Origin of the sequence: Frateuria hangzhouensis (assembly GCF_026410505.1) — a bacterium.
Lineage (GTDB): Bacteria > Pseudomonadota > Gammaproteobacteria > Xanthomonadales > Rhodanobacteraceae > Frateuria_A > Frateuria_A hangzhouensis.
Map to the genome: position 1 here is coordinate 34,454 of NZ_JAPMIU010000003.1, position 21,626 is coordinate 56,079.

19 protein-coding genes are annotated in these 21,626 nt (G+C 67.3%); 10 read left to right on the forward strand and 9 right to left on the reverse strand.

The window, feature by feature from the left end:
* Nucleotides 1–55: 55 nt before the first annotated feature.
* Entirely contained in the window at nucleotides 56–679 is a 624-nt protein-coding gene (locus tag OSC30_RS03875; protein ID WP_267170520.1) for a class I SAM-dependent methyltransferase, read from the forward strand.
* Nucleotides 657–1,619, forward strand: a complete 963-nt coding sequence (locus OSC30_RS03880) for a hypothetical protein (protein WP_267170521.1) — start codon at nucleotides 657–659, stop codon at nucleotides 1,617–1,619. Before OSC30_RS03875 ends, OSC30_RS03880 begins: the two co-directional genes overlap by 23 nt.
* Here the strand turns inward: OSC30_RS03880 and OSC30_RS03885 are convergent, their stop codons facing one another.
* From OSC30_RS03885 to OSC30_RS03905, 5 genes are all read right to left on the reverse strand, one after another.
* Complete coding sequence (locus OSC30_RS03885) at nucleotides 1,620–2,564, reverse strand: electron transfer flavoprotein subunit alpha/FixB family protein (protein WP_267170522.1); 945 nt, start codon at nucleotides 2,562–2,564, stop codon at nucleotides 1,620–1,622.
* Between the two features lie 27 nt (nucleotides 2,565–2,591).
* A complete protein-coding gene (locus OSC30_RS03890) occupies nucleotides 2,592–3,338 on the reverse strand; it encodes an electron transfer flavoprotein subunit beta/FixA family protein (RefSeq protein ID WP_267170523.1) in 747 nt (248 codons plus the stop codon).
* Nucleotides 3,339–3,425: 87 nt separating this feature from the next.
* The gene (locus tag OSC30_RS03895; protein WP_267170524.1) at nucleotides 3,426–5,492 is read right to left on the reverse strand and encodes a glycoside hydrolase family 99-like domain-containing protein; all 2,067 of its coding nucleotides are present in this window, start codon (nucleotides 5,490–5,492) and stop codon (nucleotides 3,426–3,428) included.
* Nucleotides 5,493–5,497: 5 nt separating this feature from the next.
* Nucleotides 5,498–7,486, reverse strand: a complete 1,989-nt coding sequence (locus OSC30_RS03900; RefSeq protein ID WP_267170525.1) for a glycosyltransferase — start codon at nucleotides 7,484–7,486, stop codon at nucleotides 5,498–5,500.
* Between the two features lie 111 nt (nucleotides 7,487–7,597).
* Nucleotides 7,598–9,214 carry an electron transfer flavoprotein-ubiquinone oxidoreductase gene (locus OSC30_RS03905; protein WP_267170526.1) on the reverse strand — a complete coding sequence of 539 codons (1,617 nt, stop codon included), beginning with the start codon at nucleotides 9,212–9,214 and terminating at the stop codon, nucleotides 7,598–7,600.
* 150 nt (nucleotides 9,215–9,364) lie between these two features.
* Between OSC30_RS03905 and OSC30_RS03910 the strand changes: the two genes are divergently transcribed.
* From OSC30_RS03910 to OSC30_RS03935, 6 genes are all read left to right on the forward strand, one after another.
* On the forward strand, nucleotides 9,365–10,762 hold the full coding sequence (locus OSC30_RS03910; RefSeq protein WP_267170527.1) for an amidase: 1,398 nt from the start codon (nucleotides 9,365–9,367) through the stop codon (nucleotides 10,760–10,762).
* Nucleotides 10,755–11,378 (forward strand): alpha-ketoglutarate-dependent dioxygenase AlkB family protein, encoded by a 624-nt coding sequence (locus OSC30_RS03915; protein ID WP_267170528.1) that lies wholly within the window; start codon nucleotides 10,755–10,757, stop codon nucleotides 11,376–11,378. The genes OSC30_RS03910 and OSC30_RS03915 overlap by 8 nt, the downstream gene beginning before the upstream one ends.
* Before the next feature lie 105 nt (nucleotides 11,379–11,483).
* The gene (gcvT, locus tag OSC30_RS03920) at nucleotides 11,484–12,584 is read left to right on the forward strand and encodes a glycine cleavage system aminomethyltransferase GcvT (protein WP_267170529.1); all 1,101 of its coding nucleotides are present in this window, start codon (nucleotides 11,484–11,486) and stop codon (nucleotides 12,582–12,584) included.
* An 81-nt stretch (nucleotides 12,585–12,665) separates the two neighbouring features.
* On the forward strand, nucleotides 12,666–13,061 hold the full coding sequence (gene gcvH, locus OSC30_RS03925; RefSeq protein ID WP_267170530.1) for a glycine cleavage system protein GcvH: 396 nt from the start codon (nucleotides 12,666–12,668) through the stop codon (nucleotides 13,059–13,061).
* A 466-nt stretch (nucleotides 13,062–13,527) separates the two neighbouring features.
* Nucleotides 13,528–14,115, forward strand: coding sequence for a met regulon transcriptional regulator MetJ (gene metJ, locus OSC30_RS03930; RefSeq protein WP_267170531.1), 588 nt, complete (start codon nucleotides 13,528–13,530; stop codon nucleotides 14,113–14,115).
* Between the two features lie 270 nt (nucleotides 14,116–14,385).
* Complete coding sequence (locus OSC30_RS03935) at nucleotides 14,386–15,381, forward strand: energy transducer TonB (protein ID WP_267170532.1); 996 nt, start codon at nucleotides 14,386–14,388, stop codon at nucleotides 15,379–15,381.
* Between the two features lie 182 nt (nucleotides 15,382–15,563).
* Here OSC30_RS03935 and OSC30_RS03940 read toward each other — a convergent pair whose 3' ends face one another.
* On the reverse strand, nucleotides 15,564–16,832 hold the full coding sequence (locus OSC30_RS03940; RefSeq protein WP_267170533.1) for a serine hydrolase domain-containing protein: 1,269 nt from the start codon (nucleotides 16,830–16,832) through the stop codon (nucleotides 15,564–15,566).
* A gap of 230 nt (nucleotides 16,833–17,062) precedes the next feature.
* On the opposite strand from OSC30_RS03940, the gene OSC30_RS03945 reads away from it, so the two are divergent.
* Nucleotides 17,063–18,331, forward strand: coding sequence for an NTP/NDP exchange transporter (locus tag OSC30_RS03945; protein ID WP_267170534.1), 1,269 nt, complete (start codon nucleotides 17,063–17,065; stop codon nucleotides 18,329–18,331).
* 83 nt (nucleotides 18,332–18,414) lie between these two features.
* Here OSC30_RS03945 and OSC30_RS03950 read toward each other — a convergent pair whose 3' ends face one another.
* From OSC30_RS03950 to mtgA, 3 genes are read right to left on the reverse strand one after another with little or no spacing between them, the layout of a single operon-like run.
* Nucleotides 18,415–18,843: a CBS domain-containing protein gene (locus OSC30_RS03950; protein ID WP_267170535.1), complete on the reverse strand. Its 429-nt coding sequence runs from the start codon at nucleotides 18,841–18,843 to the stop codon at nucleotides 18,415–18,417.
* A gap of 44 nt (nucleotides 18,844–18,887) precedes the next feature.
* A complete protein-coding gene (locus OSC30_RS03955) occupies nucleotides 18,888–19,859 on the reverse strand; it encodes a glycosyltransferase family 2 protein (RefSeq protein WP_267170536.1) in 972 nt (323 codons plus the stop codon).
* Between the two features lie 3 nt (nucleotides 19,860–19,862).
* The gene (mtgA, locus tag OSC30_RS03960; protein ID WP_267170537.1) at nucleotides 19,863–20,603 is read right to left on the reverse strand and encodes a monofunctional biosynthetic peptidoglycan transglycosylase; all 741 of its coding nucleotides are present in this window, start codon (nucleotides 20,601–20,603) and stop codon (nucleotides 19,863–19,865) included.
* 108 nt (nucleotides 20,604–20,711) lie between these two features.
* Between mtgA and hslO the strand changes: the two genes are divergently transcribed.
* Entirely contained in the window at nucleotides 20,712–21,611 is a 900-nt protein-coding gene (gene hslO / locus OSC30_RS03965; protein WP_267170538.1) for an Hsp33 family molecular chaperone HslO, read from the forward strand.
* Nucleotides 21,612–21,626: the final 15 nt, after the last annotated feature.

The following is a 21,626-nucleotide window of genomic DNA, read 5'->3' on the forward strand; positions in this document are numbered from 1 at the left end:
GCGCAATATTCCGGCGCTGATTGCGCTTGACCATACGGACTCTAGCGAGGTGATGATGAGCGGCAATGTTGTACAGCCGGCCGGCAATTATTACGACAAGTACAACACGCGCAACCCGGTCGCGCGTGCCCTCATGCAGGGGTTTCTACGCTCGTTCATGGAGCTTGCCGCGTTGGCGAAACCGGTAGGTTCCGCTCTCGAGGTGGGATGCGGCGAAGGCGAGTTGTCGATGCGGCTGGCGCGAACGGGGTGGGATGTCCAGGGATGTGATATCGCCGAGGAAGCAGTGATCGAAGCCCAGCGACGATCCGCCGCAGCGGGTCTGCCGATACCCTTTCGCGCGCTCGACGTTTTCAACGCACGGGGAATTTACGAACCCAGCGATCTCGTAGTTTGTTGCGAGGTGATGGAACACCTGGAGGACCCGGAGGCGGCGCTGGAAATCCTCAAGAGCCTGAGTCGCAGGCATCTGCTGTTGAGCGTTCCGCGCGAACCGGTATGGCGCGCGCTCAATCTGGCTCGGGGGCGCTATTGGAAAGATCTCGGCAACACGCCAGGTCACATCCAGCATTGGTCGCGAGGCGCATTCCTGGCACTCATCGAGCGTCACCTAGAAGTCGTTGCGGTGCGGTCACCGCTTCCCTGGACACTTGTACTTGGCCGTGTCAAAGGTTGCTAAGGCCGCCATTCGGGTTGTTGGCGGTCTTTTTGCGCTGGCATGCATCGGATGGATCGTCGCCAGGTTTGTGCGCGCTGGTGTCCTGACGCATCTTTTACAGTCGCCACATTTCGAATTGTTGGCTGGCTTCGTGGCCGCCGCCATACCAATCTATGCGCTTGGATTGTGTTGCGCCGGACTAGCCTGGTGGTGTTTGCAGACGGCCTTCGTGCCTAGGACGCCCCCTTTGCGCCTGATGTTTGCTACGTATGCAACAACACAGTTTGCAAAATATCTGCCGGGCAATTTCGGACACTACCTGGGGAGGCACGTGTTGCTTCGCCGCCTAGGCATGAGCCATCGGGCGCTTTTTCTCGGTACCGTAGGGGAAGCTGGCTTTCTCGTACTGGCGTCGCTGGTTTGGGCCGCGAGCGCGACAAAGGCGCTGGTGCCATGGTTGCCAGTCACGCCGACAACGTGGCAGATGATTTTAGGCGAGGCCTTGTGCCTGGGACTGGGCTTTGCCTGCCTGCAGGCATGGCGCAAGCGTAGTCCGCGAGCCAGCGCCTGGGTGCCCCTGCACGCGCCACGCTGGTTGCTGCCCGTACTCCCTCTGCAACTACTCCTGTTCGCCGCGATGGCGCTGGCGTTGATGGCGCCTGCCCACGTGCTCATGAAGGAGGGCAACATCTCCCTGTTGCCGGCGGCTGCCGCGGCGAGTTGGGTGGCCGGGTTCTTGGTCGTGGGAGCTCCAGCGGGAGTAGGCGTGAGAGAAATGGTATTTCTCACACTACTGCGTGGTCATATGGCGGAACCGGATATCTTGCTGCTTGCAGTAGCTTTTCGGGTCATTACCTTCGGCGGCGACGTCCTCTTTCTGGTCCTGGGGCTGATGCTGGGCGGGACTGCTATAGCGGCGCCTGGCAAGGAATCATCGAACCCGGCGCCCCCGCACCCCTGATCAAGCCAGCGCCGCTTCCAGCTCCGGGATGATCTTGAACAGATCGCCGACCAGACCGATGTCGGCCACTTCGAAGATGGGCGCCTCGGCGTCCTTGTTGATCGCCACGATGGTGCCGGCGTCCTTGATGCCGGTCAGGTGCTGGATGGCGCCGGAGATGCCGATGGCCATGTACAGCTCGGGAGCGATGATCTTGCCGGTCTGGCCAACCTGCATCTCGTTGGGCACGTAGCCCGCATCCACCGCGGCGCGCGAGGCGCCCACCGCTGCGCCGATCTTGTCGGCGAACTTGTAGACGATCTCGAAGTTCTCCTTCGAGCCGACTCCACGGCCGCCGGAGACGACCTTGCTGGCGCTCTGCAGATCCGGGCGGTCGCTCTTGCCCTGCTTGAGCTCGACGAAGCGGGTGTGCGAGGGAAGGGCGACGTCGATGTTCGACGCTTCGATGGGGGCGCTGTTCGCACCGTTGGACGCGGCCGACCAGGACGCGGTGCGAATGGTCGCTACCACGGTCTGCGCCGGGTCGGCCTCGACCGTGACGATGGCATTGCCGGCGTAGATCGGGCGCTTGAAGGTGTGGCTGCCCTCGACCGCCATCACGTCGCTGACCTGCGCCACGCCGAGCAGGGCGGCGACGCGCGGCGCCAGGTCCTTGCCAAAGGTGGTGGAGGGGACGAACACGTGGCTGTAGCCGGCGGCGGCCTTGGCCACCTGCGGCGCCATCACGGCGGCCAGCGCATGCGCGTTCTCGGCGCGGGTGGCGGTGAGCACGCGGCTCACGCCTTCGATCTTCGCGGCCTCGGCGGCGAGGGTGTCGGCGCTGTCGGCCAGCACCAGCACGTCGATGGCCTCGGGCTTGACCGCAGCGGCGGCGCTGACGGCGCGCGCGGTCGAAGGGTTGAGCTTGCCGTCCAGGTGTTCGGCGATGACGAGGATCTTGCTCATGTCTTCTCTCCTGTTCCCGGCGGCTGCTTAGAGCAGGCCCTTCTGCTTGAGCGTGGCGACCAGCTCGGCCGCGTCCTTGACCATCACGCCACGGCTTCGCTTGGGCGGCGCGGCGTAATGGGTGGTCTTGAGATGGTCGCCCGCCTCGACGCCCAGCGAGCCGAATTCGATGGTGTCGATCGGCTTGGACTTGGCCTTCATGATGTCCGGCAGCTTGATGAAGCGCGGCTCGTTCAGGCGCAGGTCGGTGGTGATCACCGCGGGCAGGTCCGCCTCGATGGTTTCCAGGCCGGCGTCGATCTCGCGGGTCACGGTGACCTTGCCATCGGCAATCTCGACCTTGCTGGCGAAGGTGGCCTGCGGTCGATCCCACAGCGCGGCCAGCATCTGGCCGGTCTGGTTGGCGTCGTCGTCGATCGCCTGCTTGCCCAGGATCACCAGGCCCGGCTGCTCCTTCTCGACCAGCTTGAGGAACACGCGCGCGGCGGTGAGCGGCTGCACGGCCTCGGCGGTGGTGACGTGGATGGCGCGGTTGGCGCCCATTGCCAGGCCGTTGCGCAGGTGCGCGGTGAGGTCGGCCGGGCCGATGCCCACGATCACCACTTCCTCGGCCACGCCTTTCTCGCGCAGGCGCAGGGCTTCTTCCAGCGCGATGTCGTCAAAGGGGTTGGCCGAGAGCTTGACGCCCTCGGTCACCACGCCGGAGCCGTCGGGCTTGACCTGGATGCGGACGTTGTAGTCCACGACGCGCTTGTAGCCGACCAGAATCTTCATCGCGTTTCCTCTGTTGCTGCCTTGCAGGGTGCGAAAAACTGACATTGTACCCGTATCGTCATTGTGCAAAGGCCGGTGCCGTGGCGATCAATGACTGCGCCGCGCGTACGGATACGGTGTCGCGGGAGGCTCCTCCATGCCGCAGATGGTGGCGGCGCTGGCGCTCGTGAAACCGGCGGATTCGGCCACCCGCACGAACAGTCGTTCGATGGCGTGGGCCAGGGTGCCATCGACCTGGCCTGCCTCGGCGTCGAACGCATCGATGGTGAGATGGGCATCCAGCAGGGGACGCAGGGCTTCGGCGCGGATCCAGAACATCGTCCCCGCGACGAAGGTTCCCGGCTTGTCAGCGTCAAGGCCGATGCCGATGCGGGTAGCCAGCGAGATCACGTTGGCCTGGTTGGCGCCCCAGAAACCGGCGACTTCCTGGCGATGGCCCTCCGGATAGACGATGCCCATCGTCGGTTGGCTGCGGTAAGCCTCCAGGATGCACGCCGTACGCGACGGCGCCAACAGGCGGTCCAGCAGCTCATGCCGCCATTGCTCGCCATCCGGGCGATGCGTGGAGCGCTTGGTGTGCAGCTTCAGGATCACGTCGGTGCCTTCGTCGAGCAGGCGGTTGGCGACGTGCAGGAACGGCAGGATGTCGCGACCGCGGTTCTCGAACACCTCGAGCTCGGCCTCGAGGCCCAGCGTTGCCAGGCGCTCGCGCACGGCGTCGGCGCGCTCGTGCGAAGTGGTCACCACGAGGCGCCAGTCGATCCTGCTGCTGCGCAGTGCTGCGGCCAGGTCGTCCAGTACCTCGACGTACCAGGCGTGGATGACCGCGCAGGGGCGGGTGGCCGGCGCCGGTGCCGCGGGCTTGTGCAAGGCGTCGCGGGTGGCCTGCAGCCAGGCGTGGCCCAGGCGGGCGTCCGGTTCGAGCACGGCCCCCTCGGCCCATTCGTTCCAGGCGTTGATGAACACCAGCGGCTGTTGCGGCTGGCGGCGCCGGGCGGTGGCGATCGCGTGGCGCAGCCAGTCGCGGTAGCCGCGGGGCGAGGCATGTGCGAACACCCGGCCCCGGCCGCTGCGCCGCGGTTCGTTGTCCCAGGCGGGATTGACGCCGGGGTAGCGCGGATAAGGCGGATCCGGTTGCGCCATCGCCTTGCGTGCCAGGTCGCGCCAGTCGAAGACCTCGCCTTCGAACGCCGGATTGAGCAGGTGCTGGCGCGCGGTGATCGGTTCGGGCGCGGTGTTGTTGGGAGGAAATCCGACGGCGGCGTCGAAGCCGATCTCGCGTGGATCGACCCGGTCGAAGCTCTGCACGTAAGCCAGTTGGATCTCGCCGATGCCGTTGTCGTGGCACCAGCGGCGCCAGCGCGCCGCGGTGGCCTTCGGGTCGGGCAGCAGGCCGGGGCGATAGACGAGCAGCAATGGCTTGCCCTCCACGCGCAGATAGCGTGGATCGCGCAGGTAGCGTGCGACGTAGGCGATGAAGGCGAGATCGTCCTCGGGGCTGTGTCGCTGTCCGATGAGCAGGTCCTCGGCGCGCCCGTCCCAGCGCCGTGACCAATTCTCATTGGCCCAGCACAGGCATAGGGGCAGGTCCAGCGAAGGGTTCTCCAGCCACTGTTGCAGCGGACGTTCGAGCAGGCGCTCGCCGCCGAACCAGTAGAAATAGCTGCAGAAGGCACCGATGCCGTACTCGCGAGCCAATTGCATCTGGCGCCGCATCACTTCCGGCAGACGCAGATCGTAGAAACCCAGCGCGCCCGGAAGACGCGGTTGTGCATGGCCTTCGAACTGCGGCAAGGCGCGCGTCACGTTGGTCCATTCGGTGAAACCCTCGCCCCACCACGCGTCGTTCTGCGCAATGGGGTGGAACTGCGGCAGATAGAAGGCAACCAGGGTTGCCGGCAGGGGTGCCGGCAAGGGCCCGACACGTCGATCGACGAAACCGATGGCGCGCCCGGCGGCATGCCGGCGAGCCCGGCGTTCGGCCTGCCCGGGCTCGGGCGTCTGCCCCCGCGGCCCGGCCGGCAACAGTTGCGCGTAACGGTCCAGGAAACGTTGGCGCAACCGGTCGCGCGTGAGCGCGGGCAGCGGCAGTACGCGGAAGCCGGTGCGCAAGAGCCGGAACAGGCAACGTCTGGCGAAGGAGGAGGAGGGCATCAGCGTCAACCCAGAATGCGCTCGAGCGTGGCGGCGGCGGCGTCGGCGGAGAAGTGCCTTCTTACGTTTTCCAGGCCATGCCCGGACAGGCGCTGCCAAAGCGGCGCGTCCCTTGCCAGGCGCAGCACCGCATCGGCATACGCGTCCGCGTCGTTCGCCACCAGCACGTCGACATCGTCGGTCAGCTGCATGCCCTCCACCGCGATGGTTGTGGCGACCACGGGCAGGCCATGGCTCATCGCCATGTTGATCTTGCCTTTGACTCCGGCACCGAAACGCAAGGGAGCGAGCGAGGCCAGGCAACCATCCAGCCATGGTTCCAACTGCGGGACGCGGCCATGGATCTCCAGGCCGGGCCGGGCCAGCTCCGTCCGGGTGTTTTCGGGCACGTCGCCCAGCACGTGCACGCGGATGCCCGGCAAGGCCTCGCGCAGCCGCGGGAGGATCGCGCCGGCGATCCAGCGGATCGCGTCGGCGTTCGGCGGATGCTGCCAACCGCCAATGAACACCAGGTCCCTGCGCTCGTCGTGCGGCGGGACGCTGGCGTGTAACTCATGGATATTGGAAAGCAGTTCCACGCGCGCGCTCGGCACCATCCCGGCCAGCAAGGCCTGTTCGTGAGCGCTGACCACCAGGGTCACGTCGCTCTGCTCGATAAGCGCAAGCTCGCTGCGCCGCGAGGCCTCGGCCTGCCGGGAAAGCGCGGGATTGCCCGCCAGCTCTGCCGCCCGTCGTTCCCGCAGGAAGTGCAAGTCCACTGTATCGAACACCAGCCGCGCCTGGGGTGCGTGCAGGCGGACCAGGCGAGCGTACTGGCCGGCGACCGTGTGGCGGCAGAGCACGACCGCGTGCAACTGCCGGCCATGCCGGGCGAGCCACTGCGGAAGCTCATCGGCCTGCGGGCCGGCCAGCACTTCACAGCCGAGCCCGCCGAGCGTGATCGCCTCCGCGCTGCCCGCGCGGCGGTCGTCCGGGAAGAAGCACGTGCTCCAACCATGGGCATCCAGCAGGCGAAGGATGCCGCAGAGCCGAAGCGAGCCGGAATCCCGCGCCGGATCGGGCATCGTGGCGTCCACCACCAGCACGCGGCCACGCGCATGCCAGCGGATGGCGCGTTCCAGCGGCGTGCCCGGCGGCGGCTGGGCGGCCAGTTGCGACGCCCACTTGTCGGCAAACTTCGCCTGGTTGGTCGCCTGGTGTCGCTTGGCCCCGCTGCGGGGATCCGTGCCGGAAGTGATGCCCTCGCAGTGGATGACGGTGCTGGAGGGCTCGTAGTAGACGCTCAGGCCGAGCTGGCGGACCGCGAAAGCGAGGTCGGTGTCCTCGTAGTAGGCCGGCCGATAGCGGATGTCGAAGCCGCCGACGCGATGGAACACCTCACGACGCAGCAGCATCGCCGCGCCGGTGACGTAGTCGGTGCGGCGGCGATACTGGTAGGCGAATGCGTTGCGCGCTTCGAAGCGGCCGGTATTCCAGCAACTGCCGTCGGCAAAGACCAGTCCACCGGCCTCCTGCAGGCGCCCGTCAGGATAGACCAGCCGCGGTCCCGCGATGCCGCAGTCGGGCCGCTCGGCGAAACAGGCCAGCAGCGCGTCGAGCCAACCCTGGGTCACCTGTGTGTCGTTGTTGAGGAACAAGAGGAACTCGCCGGTCGCTACCGCGGCACCGGCGTTGCAGCTGTCGACGAAGCCGAGGTTGCGTTCATTGCAAAGCAGGCGCAGACCGCCGACCTGCGCCAGCACCGTGGCGGTGTCGTCCGGCGAGGCGTCGTCGACGACGATGACCTCGAAGTCGGCACGTGCGCCGTGCCGTGCCAGCGAGCGCAGGCAGGCGAGGGTATGGGCGAGCTTGCCGTGCACCGGGATCACGATGGACACGCACGGGGCATCCGCGCGCGGCAGGGTGAATGGAGCGAAGGGCAGGTCCAGCGGCAACAGGTCGAGTTCGTCCGCGAACTCCGGCAGCGCGGTGAACTCCTGGCGGACGCGCGCCATCGTGCCGCGCCAGCCGCGCAGCGCGATGCTGGCGCGGATGCGCTGCAGTTGATAGGTGAGGCGCTTGACGCGCCATGACAGGTTGCCGATCAGAAAGCTTGCCTTCGCGACTTACAGGTTCTGGTAATTCGGACCCGACCCACCCTCGGGCGTGACCCACGTGATGATCTCGTACGGGTCCTTGATGTCGCAGGTCTTGCAGTGCACGCAGTTGGCGGCGTTGATCTGCAGGCGCTTGCCGCGGCTTCCGTCGGGCATGGCATCCTCCACGATCTCGTAGACGCTGGCGGGGCAGAAGCGGGTGCAGGGGTTGTCGTATTCGATGCTGCAGCGCTCGATGCAGATGTTGGTGTCGGCCACGTGCAGGTGGACCGGCTGGTCTTCGTCGTGCTCGGTGGCGGCGAAGTAGACGCCGGCCAGGCGGTCGCGCGGCGGCAATTCGCGCGTGACGTAATCGCGCTTGGGGGCCTCGTATTCGCCGATCTTTTCCAGCGAGCACCAGTCGGGCTTGTTCTTCAGCGTCCACGGCGATGCGCCGCGGGTGAGGGTTTCCCAGGCGGCATTGGCCATGCCGACCCACAGGCCCTTCTTGAAACCGGGCTTGATGTTGCGCACCTGCTTCAACTCGGCCATGGCCGGCGAGGCGCGCAGGGCGGCATCGAAGCCGGCCGCCTGCAGGCCGTTGGCGGCCAGGTGCTCGGCGGCGAGCATGCCGCTGCGGATCGCCTGGTGGGTGCCCTTGATCTTGGGCACGTTGAGCAGGCCGGCGGTGTCGCCGATCAGGATCGCGCCGGGCATCTCGACCTTCGGCAGCGACTGGTAGCCGCCGGTGACGATGGCCCGCGCGCCGGCCGAAAGAATGTTGCCGCCCTCGAGCAGGGGTTTGACGTGCGGATGGTTCTTCCACTGCTGGAAGGCCTCCCACGGCTTGTATTGCGGGTCGCGGTAGTCCAGGCCGCTGACGTAGCCCAGCGCGATGCGATCGCCATCCAGGTGATAGAGGAAACTGCCGCCGTAGGTGCTGGTGTCGGCCGGCCAGCCGAAGCTGTGCACGATCTTGCCGGGGGTGACGCGACCGGCGGGCACCTGCCACAGCTCCTTGATGCCGATCGAATAGCCCTGCGGATCGGCGTCCCTGTCCAGGCCGAAGCGCTTGATCAGCTGCTTGGTCAGGCTGCCGCGCGCACCCTCGGCCAGCACAGTGACCTTCGCCTTGATGTCGATGCCCTGGGTGTAGCCGCTCTTGTGCGTGCCGTCCCTGGCTACGCCCATGTCGCCGATGCGCACGCCGGCGACCGAGCCGTCCTCGTTATAGATGTTGTCCGCGGCGGCGAAGCCGGGAAACACATCCACGCCCAGCGCTTCGGCCTGCGGCGCCAGCCACGCGCACATGGCGCCCAGAGAGACGATGAAATTGCCGTGGTTGTTCATCCCCGGCGGTACCGGCAGCTTGCGCCCGCCGGTCTTGCTCAGCAGCCAGAACTCGTCCTCGCCGGCCGGCACGCAGATCGGTGGCGGGTTGTCGCGCCAGCCGGGTAGCAGGGCGTCCAGCGGGGCTGGCTCGATCACCGCGCCGGAGAGGATCTGTGCGCCAACGGTGGAAGCCTTCTCGATCACGCAGACGGTGGTTTCCGGCTGCAACTGTTTCAGGCGGATCGCGAACGACAGCCCGGCCGGGCCGGCACCAACCACGACCACGTCGTATTCCATCGTTTCGCGTTCGGTCATGGTGGGCTCCAGCAGGGTCGTAGATTGGACGTAGACGGACATTGTCCGGCTTCAGGTGGCCCGCGGCAAACCGGGCTCTTCACTAACGACTGCTTGCAATCCCTTCGCCGGCCGTGGCGATAATCGGGGATCGAACGCAAAGGATGAGGCATGAATTCACCCGCTCCGATCGCCGACATCGACCTGCGCCGCGCCAGCGTGTGCCAGCTGCTGCACTGGCTGGCGGTGGGCCGCGTGCAACCGCAGGCGTTGGCCGACGCCTACCAGGGGGCGATCGAGCGGATCAACCCGGAACTCAATGCCTACGTCGACCTGCGCCCGGGGTTGTTGCAGGAGCAGGCACGCACTGCCACCCATCGCCGCCGCGACGGTGTGCTCGGACGGCTCGATGGCATTCCGATCGCACTGAAGGACAACTTCGACATGGCCGGCTGGCCCACCCGCGCCGGTCTGCCCGGGCGCGACCAGCCGGTGCAGGAGGACTCCCATGTGGTCGCGCGCCTGCGCGCCTCGGGAGCGATGCTGGTGGGCAAGACCAACATGGATGAGGCGGCGCTGGGCGCGGCCACCGACAACCCGCACAGCGGTCCCACGCACAACCCATACCGGCATGGTTGCAGCGCGGGCGGGTCCTCCGGCGGCGCGGCCGCAGCGGTGGCGGCGGGGCTCGCGGCGGCGGCGGTGGGCTCGGACAGCCTCGGTTCCATCCGCATTCCGGCGAGCTATTGCGGCCTCTACGCGCTCAAGCCGACGCACGGCGAAATTTCCACCCGCGGCATGTTGCCGGCTGCGCGTCGCCTCGACGCCGTGGGCCTGCTGGCGCGCAGCGCCAACGACCTGACCGTGCTGCTGCAGGTGCTGGCCGGCTACGACGCCGACGACGCGCGCTCGCGCCGCCGTCGCGTGGCCTTCTCGCCGCCCGACTGGGAGCCGGGCAATCTGCGCGCAGGCCTGCTGCCGGATCTGGCGGCGGTGGGCGTGGAGCCGGAAGTGATCGAGGTGTTCGACGCGGCGCTGGCGCGGCTGCCGCGCGAGCTGGGCGAGCGGCGCACGGTGGATTTCTCCGACTGGAACTTCGCACGCACGCGTCGCGCGGGACTCCTTCTCATGGAGGCCGAAATGCTCGGCACCTTCGCGGCCGACCTGGCCGACGCCGCGCGACCGGTGTCGCCGCGCCTGCGCGGGATGCTCGACTACGCCGCGCACAAAAGCGCGGCCGACTACGCCATCGCCGACCGCGTGCTGGATGCGGCTACGTTGAAAATGCGTCGCCTGTTCGCGCAGATCGACGTGCTGGTGCTGCCGACCACGCCGCAGGGAGCGTTCCCGCTGGACGGCCCGGCGCCGGACTCGGCCGCCGACCTGACCAGTTTCGCCAGCCTGGCCGGTTGTCCGGCGGTGAGCATTCCCATGGGCGCGTTGTCCGATGGCCGGCCGATCGGCCTGCAGTTTGTCGGTGCACGCGGCTCGGACCTTCGCCTGCTCGAACTGGCGGCGGTCTGCGCCTCGTCGCTGGATACGGAACCGACCTATCCGTCGATTGCCTGATCCGGTGGGCTGGCAGCCGCTCGACCTGCCCGGAGCGGACGCCGCGATCTGGCCGACCTGGCTGCCGACCGACGAGGCGGACGCGCTGCTCGCGCATTTGCTCGAGGCGGTGCGCTGGGAAACCCACGTCATCCGCCTGTTCGGCCGTGAGGTTGCTTCGCCGCGGCTCAGTTGCTGGATCGGCGACTCGGGCGCCAGCTACGTCTACTCGCGCACGCGCTTCGAACCGCATCCCTGGCCCTCTGCGCTGACCGCGCTGCGCCCGCGCCTGGAACAGGCTTGCGGCAGCACGTTCAACAGCGTGCTGGCGAATCTTTATCGTGACGGAAGCGATGCCATGGGCTGGCACAGCGACGACGAACCGGAGCTCGGGCCGGCGCCGGTGATCGCTTCGCTCAGCCTCGGCGCACCGCGTCGCTTCGTATTCCGGTCGAAGGCGGCGCGTGGACCGGCCACGCTGGAGCTGGAGCTGTCGCACGGCAGCCTGCTGCGCATGGCCAACGCAACCCAGCGCCTCTACCAGCACGCCCTGCCGCGCGCGCGGCAGCTACGGCTGCCGCGGATCAACCTTACCTTCCGTCGGATCCTGCACGAGCGCGCCGGTGCTCAACCTTGAGACCTGGCGGTCGCGCACAATTGCACTCCTGCGGAGGGTTGCATGCAGCTTGGCTTGCATCCGGGCGCCAGCGATAATCGTGGCTTTCCCCAAGGTGCCCGTGCGATGACCGAGAAGACCGTACTCAACGATACCCATCGCGCGTCGGGCGCCCGCATGGTCGACTTCGGCGGCTGGGACATGCCGATCAACTACGGCTCGCAGATCGAGGAGCATCACGCGGTGCGCCGCGACGCCGGCATGTTCGACGTCTCGCACATGACCGTCGTGGACCTGCACGGCGAGCGCACGCGCGAGTTCCTGCGCCACCTGCTGGCCAACAACGTCGACAAGCTCAAGATGCAGGGCAAGGCGCTGTACTCGTGCATGTTGAACGAGCAGGGCGGAGTGATCGACGACCTGATCGTGTACTTCTTCGACGAGGCGCACTTCCGCCTGGTGGTCAATGCCGCCACGCGTGCCAAGGACCTCGCCTGGATCGAACAGCAGGCCGGCTCCTTCGGCGTGGAAGTGAAGGAGCGTCCCGACTTCGCGATGATCGCCGTGCAGGGCCCGAACGCCCGCGCGAAGGTGGTCGGCCTGCTGCATGAGGTCGATCGCGCGCGTATCGAGAAGCTTGGCCGCTTCGCCGCCGCCGCCGCGCAAGGCCCGCACGGCATGCCGCTGTTCATTGCACGCACCGGCTACACCGGCGAGGACGGCTTCGAGATCATCGTGCCGACCGAACACGCCGTCGCGCTGTGGCAGGCACTGGCCGGTGCGGGCGTCAAGCCGGCCGGCCTGGGTGCGCGCGACACGCTGCGGTTGGAAGCGGGCATGAACCTGTACGGCCAGGATATGGACGAAGGCGTCTCGCCGTGGGAGGCCAATCTGGCCTGGACCATCGCGCTGGACGAGGGCCGGGACTTCATCGGCCGCAAGGCGCTGGAGACGCAGAAGGCCACCGGCGTGCCGCGCCTGATGGTCGGCCTGGTGCTGGACGAGAAGGGTGTGCTGCGCCACGGCCAGAAGGTGCTTACCGCCAACGGCGAGGGCGAGATCCTGTCGGGCAGCTTTGCCCCCACGCTGGACAAGGCGGTGGCGTTCGCGCGCATCCCGGCCGGCGAGCCGGGCGACGTGCGGGTGGACATCCGTGGCCGCGAAGTGCCGGTCCGCGTGGTCAAGTATCCGTTCGTGCGCGACGGCAAACCACGCGAAGGCATCTGATTCACGCCATCCATCCCGTAGACTTTCCCCCGAGCGGCTAGAATCGCCGCTTCATTCCACGAACGACGACTGGACCCGACCATGAGCGAGATTCCCGGCGATCTGAAGTTCCTCAAATCCCACGAGTGGGCCCGTGTCGAAGACAACGGCCTGGTGCGCGTGGGCATTTCCGACCACGCGCAGGGCCAGCTCGGTGACCTGGTCTACGTGGAGCTGCCGGAGATCGGCGCCAGCGTGCAGGCCGGTACCGGCACAGCGGTGGTCGAATCGGTGAAGGCCGCCTCGGACATCTATTCGCCGGTCTCCGGCGAGATCGTCGAGGTCAACGAGGTGCTCAACGACAAGCCCGAGACGATCAACGAGGATGCCTTCGGCGACGGTTGGATCTTCGCCGTGCGCATCTCCGATCGTGGCGAGCTCGATGAGCTGCTCGACGCCGACGCCTACGCCGAACAGATCGAGAACGAGGACCACTGACGGTTGCTTTGTCGTGTGCCGCCGCGGTGGCACACGACGTTTTCGCACATCCTCGCGGCGACCCTGACAGACCATTGCGGGGTGCCGGCGACGGCGGGCGCGGACGGTCGGCGGCCCCGCTGGTCGACTCCCGTTCATTCGAATACGGGCCATTTCCATCTCTCCTGAAGTGATGCGCGCGCCAACCGGTTGCGTGCGGAACGCGCGCGCGATGGAGGTGGTGGATATGCCGCAAAGCGTTGCGTGGCAACGTTTTGCGGGGCGGTGGCGATTATCAGTGCATCTTCCGATTAGACGTTTATATGTCTATTTGAAAATGCGCCGGTTGGTCCGCGAAGCCTTGCCGTGCGGCGCTTTACGGGGCGCCGGAGGGGTCTTCGACCGGTTGAATTTTCTGGTCGAAATCAATTGACAGTTGAAATCTTCAGGAATAGCTTTCGCTTCAGATCGAGGGGAACAGGTACACATGGCGGCATCGAAATACATCACGCCTTATGTCGGTCACGGCGAGAAGGCCGGCGCGGTGCGCAAGATCACCGTGTCGATTCCGTTGCATGTCCTTCGTCTGCTTTCCGACGAGCGCACTCGCCGTCAGGTAAACAATCTTCGGCACGCCACCAACAGCGATCTGCTGGTGGAGGCGTTCCTGCACGCTTTTACTGGGCAACCACTGCCAACTGATGAGGAGCTGAGACGAACTATGGCCACTGCCAAGAAAACCGCTGCAAAGAAACCGGCCGCCAAGAAGGCGCCCGCCAAGAAAACTGCTGTGAAGAAGGCCACCGCGAAGAAGCCGGTTGCCAAGAAGCCGGTTGCCAAGAAGGCCGCCGTCAAAAAGCCGGCCGCCAGGAAGGCTGCTGCCAAGAAGGTTGCCGCCAAGAAGCCGGCCGCCGCCAAGAAGGCTGCCGTGAAGAAGGTCGCCGTCGCCAAGAAGGCGGCTCCGAAGAAGGCTGCTGCAAAGAAGGCCGCGCCGGCCAAGGTGGTCAAGGCCACCAAGACCGCCAAGGCTGCCAAGCCCGCCAAGGCTGCCAAGCCGGCCAAGGCCAAGAAGTAAGTTCGACAAGACCAACAAGCCGTATCGACTTTCTCTCCCTGCGGTGCCCAGCGCAGGGAGGGTACTTCGAAGAGCGATTCGTCCCGGCCTCGGCCGGGACGCTTCGTTTCAGGCCTCGCAAAAGGCGGCCCGCCGTAGCGCGTTCGCCTGATTTGCCGCAACGGCACAATGCGGGTAACTTGTGCCTACTCGCGCCGCGCACGTCCAGGGGGACGGCCGCTCCTACAGGGGGAAAAAGCGCGGGTATCTCATGTCAATCGGTGAACGTCCATGGATACCCGTTCCAGTTCTATGCGTGCGCACGCGCGCGGGGCCATCCGGCCCACTCTGCTCGCCGTTATCGCCATCTTCGTCCTGCTTGCTGCCGCCAGTTGGTTCCTGATCCTGCAGCCGCATCAGGAACTGGTCATGCAGGACGCGGGTGGGCACCCGTCCACACCGGTGTCGACCAGCAAGATCGCCGTGGCGCCGCCGGCGAACGTGGAGGCGATGGACTTGACCCAGTTGCTGGCCGAAGCCCGCAAGGCGATGAACGACCATCGCGTGCTGGCCCCGGCCGGCAACAATGCCTTCGAGTTCTACCTCAAGGCACTGGAGAAGCAACCCGGCAATACGGTGGCCACCGACGCGTTGCGCGAAACATTCCCGTTCGCCGCCAGCGGCGCCGAGCAGGCGATCAACGCCCGCGACTTCAGCGAGGCGCAGCGCGAGATCGACCTGCTGGCGAAGGCCGACCCGGCCAACTATACGCTGACCATTCTGCGTTCCAAGCTCGACGCGCAGCGCAAGCTGCTGGACAAGGAACAGCAGCTTGCGCTCGAACAGCAGCGCCAGCAGCAGCTGGCCGCGGAGAAGGCGGCGGCCGACAAGGCCGCGGCCGAGAAACTCGCGGCTGCGCAGAAGACGCAGCAGGCGAATCAGGAACCGCCGGCGCAGGTTGCCGCGACCGATACGCCGGCCAGCACCGAGCCGGCCAAGCCGGTCGTGCGGCAAGTGGTGAGCACCGATCCGGTCATGACCAAGTACGTGCAGCCGCGCTTCCCCACCAAGGCGCGGCGGACGCGCACGCAGGGCTGGGTGGTGGTCGGTTATACGGTGGACGTCGAGGGTAACGTGACGGGCGCCCAGGTGGTCGATGCGCAGCCGCGCCACGTGTTCGACCGTGAGGCGATCGATGCGGTGGAACGCTGGAAGTACAAGCCGGCCACGCGCAACGGTCGCGCTGTGGAAGCGAATCTGCAGAAGAAGATCGAGTTCCGGCTGTAGGGCCGGATTCTCGAGGAAAAAAGCGGCGCCCCTGGCGCCGCTTTTTTTTGCCGCTTCGTGAGCTGGCGGAAATGGCGCCGTGACGACCGATCCCGCTCCGGCGCGGGGGGCCATCCAATGCCTCGGGCCACGACGTTACGCAGACCTCGGCGCAACCGCGACACCTCGGCAGGCCGATCGCCTCAGTGGCGGTGGCGACGCGGGCGCGCCTTCTTGCGCGGGTGGTCGGGGACGTTTTTCTCCAGCCCCGCCCAATCGACATGCGGCAAGCCCAACAGGCCGTCGAACACCATCGGCATCAGGCCCGATGGCGTGGGCACGCCGGCATTCCACATGGTCACCACGCCGGTGTGGTACTTGGGGAAGAAGCCGATCATCGTGCGGTAACCCTCCACCGCGCCGGCGTGATAGATCAGCGTCTCGCCGCCGTAGGTGTACACGCGCCAGCCCAGCGCATAGTGCGCCGCGGTCAGGCGCCCCCTGCGCCAAGGCGAGGAGTGCAGCTCCCCCGAGGTGCGTACGCCGGGCGTGTGCAGGACATCCAGCGTCGAGGAAGCGAGCACGTCGGGCCGACCTCCCATCTGGGCGATCAGCCATTTTTCCATGTCGCGCAGGCTGGCGTTGACCCCGGCAGCCGGCGCCACGCGGTAGTAGTTGACCTTCGGCTCGAACGCCACCCAGCCGCGCCGCGTGCGGCGGTGCGGGCGCGCCCAGCTCTCGCTCGACTCGAGCCCGGCGCGGCCGTAGCTGGCGGTGGTCATGCCCAGCGGCAGGAAGATGCGGCGGTCGACCAGCTTGTAAAAGAAATTGCCGGTCATCGCGTAGACCACGTCGCCGATCAGGCTGAAGGCCACGTTCTGGTAGCCGTAGCACTCGCCCACGCCGCAGGTCATGTCGACCTCGTCGAGCTTGCGCACCAGCTCTTCGTAGGGCACATCGTCCTCGAGCATATTGTCGAAGGTGTTGCGCGGCAGGCCCAGACGCTGGCCGAGGATGTCGGCGACGGTGGCGCGCTGCGTGTCGGGCACGTTCTTGAGCTTGAAGAAAGGCAGCACGTTGACCAGCCGCGTATCCCAGGCGAACTTGCCATCCTGCACCAGCAGTGCGGTGATCGCGGTGGCGAACGCCTTGGACAGCGAGGCCAGCCGGAACACGGTGGTCGGCTTGACTGGCTCCTTGTCGGACGCATTGGCGTAGCCGATGGTGCCTTCGAACACCACCTTGTCGCCGACCACGACCGCTGTGGCCAGCCCGGCGACCGAATTGCGCTGCTCGAGCTTTTTCAGCCACTGCTTGTACGCCTCCAGGGTCGCCTTGACCCGTTCGGGCGGCAACTGTGCGGCGGTGGCGGTGGCGGTGGATGGGGCCGGCGTGGGAGTGCGGGCCAGGAGCGGGGTGGTCGCTGCGCCGAGCAGGCCGGCGATCAGCAAGGGAAGCGTACGAAGCTGCATGCCTGGAAGAGTCCGGCGCAATGCCGTGGAAGTGGAGGAAAAACCCGCCGGGGAAGGCGCGATGCCCCGATTGTGGGGCAGTTGGGCCGGGTCCACAACGTAAGCAGGCAGGCGCCAGGCTGCCCTCGTTCAGCGGGCCGAGGTGTCGGCGCCGGCGCCCAGACCGCGCGCGGCCGCAGCGGCGGGTCGCCATGCTAGGCTTTGCCGCCCCACACGAGGCTGGACTCCGCGTGAGCCTGCGCCACAACGCCCGCGCCGACGAGCGCACCGGGCTGACCTTGTCCACGCTGGCCTTTTTTTTCGTGATGGCCGGCTATTACATGATCCGCCCGGTGCGCGACCAGCTCGGCGGCGCGGTCGGCTCGCAGTCGCTGCCGTTGTTCTATGCGGTGGTGTTCGGCGTGATGTTGCTGCTCACGCCGCTGTTTGGCTGGCTGGTGGCACACGTGTCGCGGCGGCGGCTGCTGGCCTGGAGCTACAGCTTCTTCATCGTGTGCCTGGTCGCCTTCGTGCCCGCATTTCTGGCGCAGGAACGGATCGGCGCACGCCTGCTGGGCGTGGTCTTCTACGTCTGGGTCAGCGTGTTCAACCTGTTCGTGGTGTCGCTGTTCTGGAGCTTCATGGCCGACATCTTCGTCAGCCAGCAGGCGCGCCGTGTGTTCCCGCTGATCGCGCTGGGCGGCATGGCCGGGGCGATCGCGGGCCCGTTGCTGACGCGGCTGCTGGTGCACGTGCTGGGCGTGGCCCCGCTGCTGGCGGTATCGGCCGCGACGCTGGCACTTGCGCTGGCGCTGTTGCTGCGGCTGTCCGCGCGCGACGAGCAGGCGGGCAACGGCGGCGCCGCGCAGGGCACCGGTGGCTCGCTCTGGGCCGGCCTGCGCGAACTGTGGTCGCGGCCATTCCTTCGCTACATGGCCATCCTGATGCTGCTGGGCGACGGTATCGGTACGCTGGCTTATGCGCTGATGGCGGACTACGCCAAGGCGCATTTCGTCGATCGGGTGGCGCGCACCGCGTTCTACAACGACCTGGACCTGGCGACCAACGCGCTCGGCGCGCTGCTGCAGCTGACCCTGACGCGCTGGCTGCTGGTGCGTTTCGGTGCTGGTTGGGGCCTGGTGCTGCCGGCGCTGGTGAACATCGCGCTGCTGCTGATGGTGGCCATCTTCGGCACCGGCGACCTGCGTCTGCTGGGCATGGCCGTGCCGCTGCTGGCCGTGATGCTGGTGATCACGCGCGGGTTCGCCTATGGCATGACCAAGCCGGCGGTCGACGCGCTGTACACCCGCGTGCCGCGCGAGACCCGCTACAAGGGCAAGAACTTCGTCGAAACCGCGGTTTGGCGTTTCGGCGACGTGCTGGTGACCAGCGGCGTGAGCGTGCTGGCTTGGCTGGGCGTGGGCGTGGGCGGCATGGGCTTCATCGGCGCCGGCGTCGCCACCGTGTCGGCATGGGTGGCGCGCCGCGCCGGGCGGTCGCCGGATCTGGCCAGGGACTGACCGCGTTTCAGGTTAGTAGGGTGGCAGCCCACCGGTCGCGTGAGGTGGATGGCGGTGGGCTGAAGCCCACCCTACGGAGCGATTCAGCTGGTGATGTAGCGCTGCAGCTGTTCGATCTGCTCGGCCTGCGCGTCGATCACTGCCTTGACCAGGTCGCCGATCGAGATCACGCCGACCACGCGGTCGCCTTCGACCACCGGCAGGTGGCGCACACGGCGTTCGGTGCACAGGCGCATGCAGTCGAACACGTCGGTTTCCGGCGAGATGGTGAGCGGATCGCCGCTCATGATGTCGGCCACGGCCGTCTGTGCGGACGAGCGGCCCTGCAGGATCACCTTGCGTGCGTAGTCGCGCTCGGAAACGATCCCGGCCAGCGCGTCGCCGTTCATTACCACCAGTGCGCCGACACGGCGTTCGGCCATGCTCCGGATCGCCTCCAGCACGGGCGCCCCGGGCGCGATGGCGTACACGGCGTTGCCCTTGTTTTCCAGCAGATGCCTGACCTGATGCATGCCTTGGCTCCTGAGCCGGCCGCGGCGGCCGGGTACCCGCGAGTCTAGCCCGGGCCCGTCGGTTCCACGTCAAGGACGGCGCTTTCGCGCGCGCCCAGCCGTTCCTCTTCGATGAAGTACAGCGGCCGCCGTTTGCTTTCGGCGTAGTTGCGGCCCAGGTACTCGCCGATCACGCCCAGTGCCAGCAACTGCACGCCGCCGAGAAACAGGATCACCAGCATCAGGGTTGGATAGCCGCGCACCGGATCGCCCCAGATGAGCGCCTTGGTGAGCACCCATAATCCGTAGACGAAGGCCAGCAGCGAAGAGCCCAGGCCGACCCAGGTGGCCAGCCTCAGCGGTGCGGTGGAGAACGAGGTGAGGCCTTCGATGGCCAGTTGGGTCAAGCGCCAGTAGTTCCACTTGCTGCGGCCGCCGGCGCGTGGCTGGCGCTGGTAATGCACGGCGGTCTGGCGATAGCCGATCCAGGCGAACAGGCCTTTCATGAAGCGTTGGCGCTCGCGCAACCGCGAGAGCGCGTCCAGCGCCCGGCGCGAGAGCAGACGGAAGTCCCCGGTATCTCGCGGCAGCGGCGTCTCGGAGAGGCGCTCCATGGCGCGGTAGAAGCCGGCAGCGCTGAGGCGCTTGAGCCGCGTCTCGCCGGCGCGCGCGCTGCGCGTGGCGTAGACCACGTCGTGACCGGCGCGCCACTGCGCGACGAGCTCGGGGATCAGCTCGGGCGGATCCTGCAGATCGGCGTCGATCACCACGGCCGCGCCCTCGGCGACATGGTCGAGCCCCGCAGTGAGCGCCGCCTCCTTGCCGAAGTTGCGCGACAGCTTCAGCGCCCGCACGCGCGGATCGCGCGCCAGCAGCGCTTCGATCGCCAGCCAGGTGCCGTCGGTGCTGCCGTCGTCGACGTAGAGCACGGCGCAGTCCAGCGCCAGCGTGTCGAGCACGTCGCCCAGGCGCAGGTGGAAGGCATCGATCACGGCCGCCTCGTTGTAGGCGGGAACGACGACGGTCAGTTCGGGCATGGGTCAGTGTCCTCGCCGCGTGCGCGCCGGATGGGTGCCGTCCAGGTAGTCGGGGCCGCCGAGCTGCCGCATCTGCCGCACGATCCACTGCGTGCGGCGCTGCACATAGGCGCTCGGGCGATCGGCATGTAGGCGGCGTGGGCTGGGCAGCACCGCCGCCAGCCGCGCCGCCTGAGCCGGGCCGAGCCGGCTCGGCGGCACGTGGAAGTAGGCTTCGCTGGCCGCGCCCACGCCGTAGATGCCGTTCCCCAGCTCGGCGATGTTCATGTAGACCGCCAGGATGCGCCGTTTGGGCCAGGTCAGTTCGATCAACATGGTGAAGTAGGCCTCCAGCCCCTTGCGCACGAAGCTGCGGCCGTTCCACAGGAACAGGTTCTTCGCGGTCTGCTGGCTGATCGTGCTGGCGCCGCGCAGGCGCTTGCCATCGTCGGCGTCTTCCAGCGCGTCCTGGATGGAGTCGAGGTCGAAACCGTGGTGGAAGGGGAATTTCTGGTCCTCGCCGGCCACCATCGCCAGTGGCACGTAGGGCGATACCTGCGTCCACGGCACCCAGTGCTGGCGCAGCCGGAAATCGTGCTCGCCGTGCAGCCAGGCGCCCACGCGGCGCTCCATCATGACCGCCGACGTCCATGGCGGCACGAAGCGCAGGACCAGCACCACCAGCCAGGACAGCGCCAGCCACGACACCAGCACGATGGCGAGCAGCCGTAGCAGACGTCGGAAGGCGTTGCGCAGCAATGGCATCGTCGGGCGTCGACCTCGGCTTGGGCTCCCGGGAGTATAAGCGGGCCATTGTCGCGCGCCGGCCCCGACCCCATCTGGTTCGGTTCCCCGCAAAGTTAAGGTGACGTCGTGGAAAACGTGCTTGTCGAGGATGTGCTGCATCGCTTCGTGCTGGAGCGCGCCGGCGTGCGCGGCGTGCTGGTGCGGCTGGGCGCGGCCTGGCGGGAGGTGGCCGAGCGCTCGGAGTACCCGGCGCCGTTGCGCGAGCTGCTTGGACAGAGCCTGGCGGCCAGCGCGCTGCTGACCGGCAACATCAAGCTTGAAGGCGCGTTGTCGATCGAGCTCAAGAGCAGCGGCGCATTGCGCCTGCTGTTCACCGAATGCACCGACCAGGGCCGTCTGCGCGGCCTGGCGCGCTGGAGCGATCCGCTGCCCGAACCGCTGGACCTGTCCACGCTGCCTGGGGCGGTCATGGCGATCACCATCGGCCATGCCGAGCGCGGCCAGCGCTATCAGGGGTTGGTCGAACTCGGCCAGCCGGACCTGGCTGGTTCGCTGGAAAACTATTTCCGCCTGTCCGAACAGCTGCCTGCGCGCCTGCTGCTGGCAGCCGACGGCGAGCATGCGGTCGGGCTGATGTTGCAGAAGCTGCCTGGCGAGGGCGGCCACAGCGCGGTGGATGACGAGGACGCCTGGAATCGCGTGCTGCACCTGACCGCCACGCTGGGCCGAGAGGAGATGCTTGCCGCTACGCCGGAGGAGTTGCTGTACCGGCTCTACCACGATGAGACCGTGCGCCTGTTCGAGCCGCGGCCGCTGGCGTTCGGCTGCAGTTGTTCGCGCGAGCGGGTGGAGTCGATGCTGCGGTCCCTGGGGCGGGACGAGGTCGAGGCGGCGCTGGCCGCGCGCGATGGCGAGATCGAGGTGATCTGCGAGTTCTGCGCGCAGCGCTATACCTTCGACCGCATCGATGCCGAGCATGTGCTGAGCGGCGGCGTGAGCGCCGATACGCCGACCACCGAGCAGTGAATTGGTAGGGTGGGC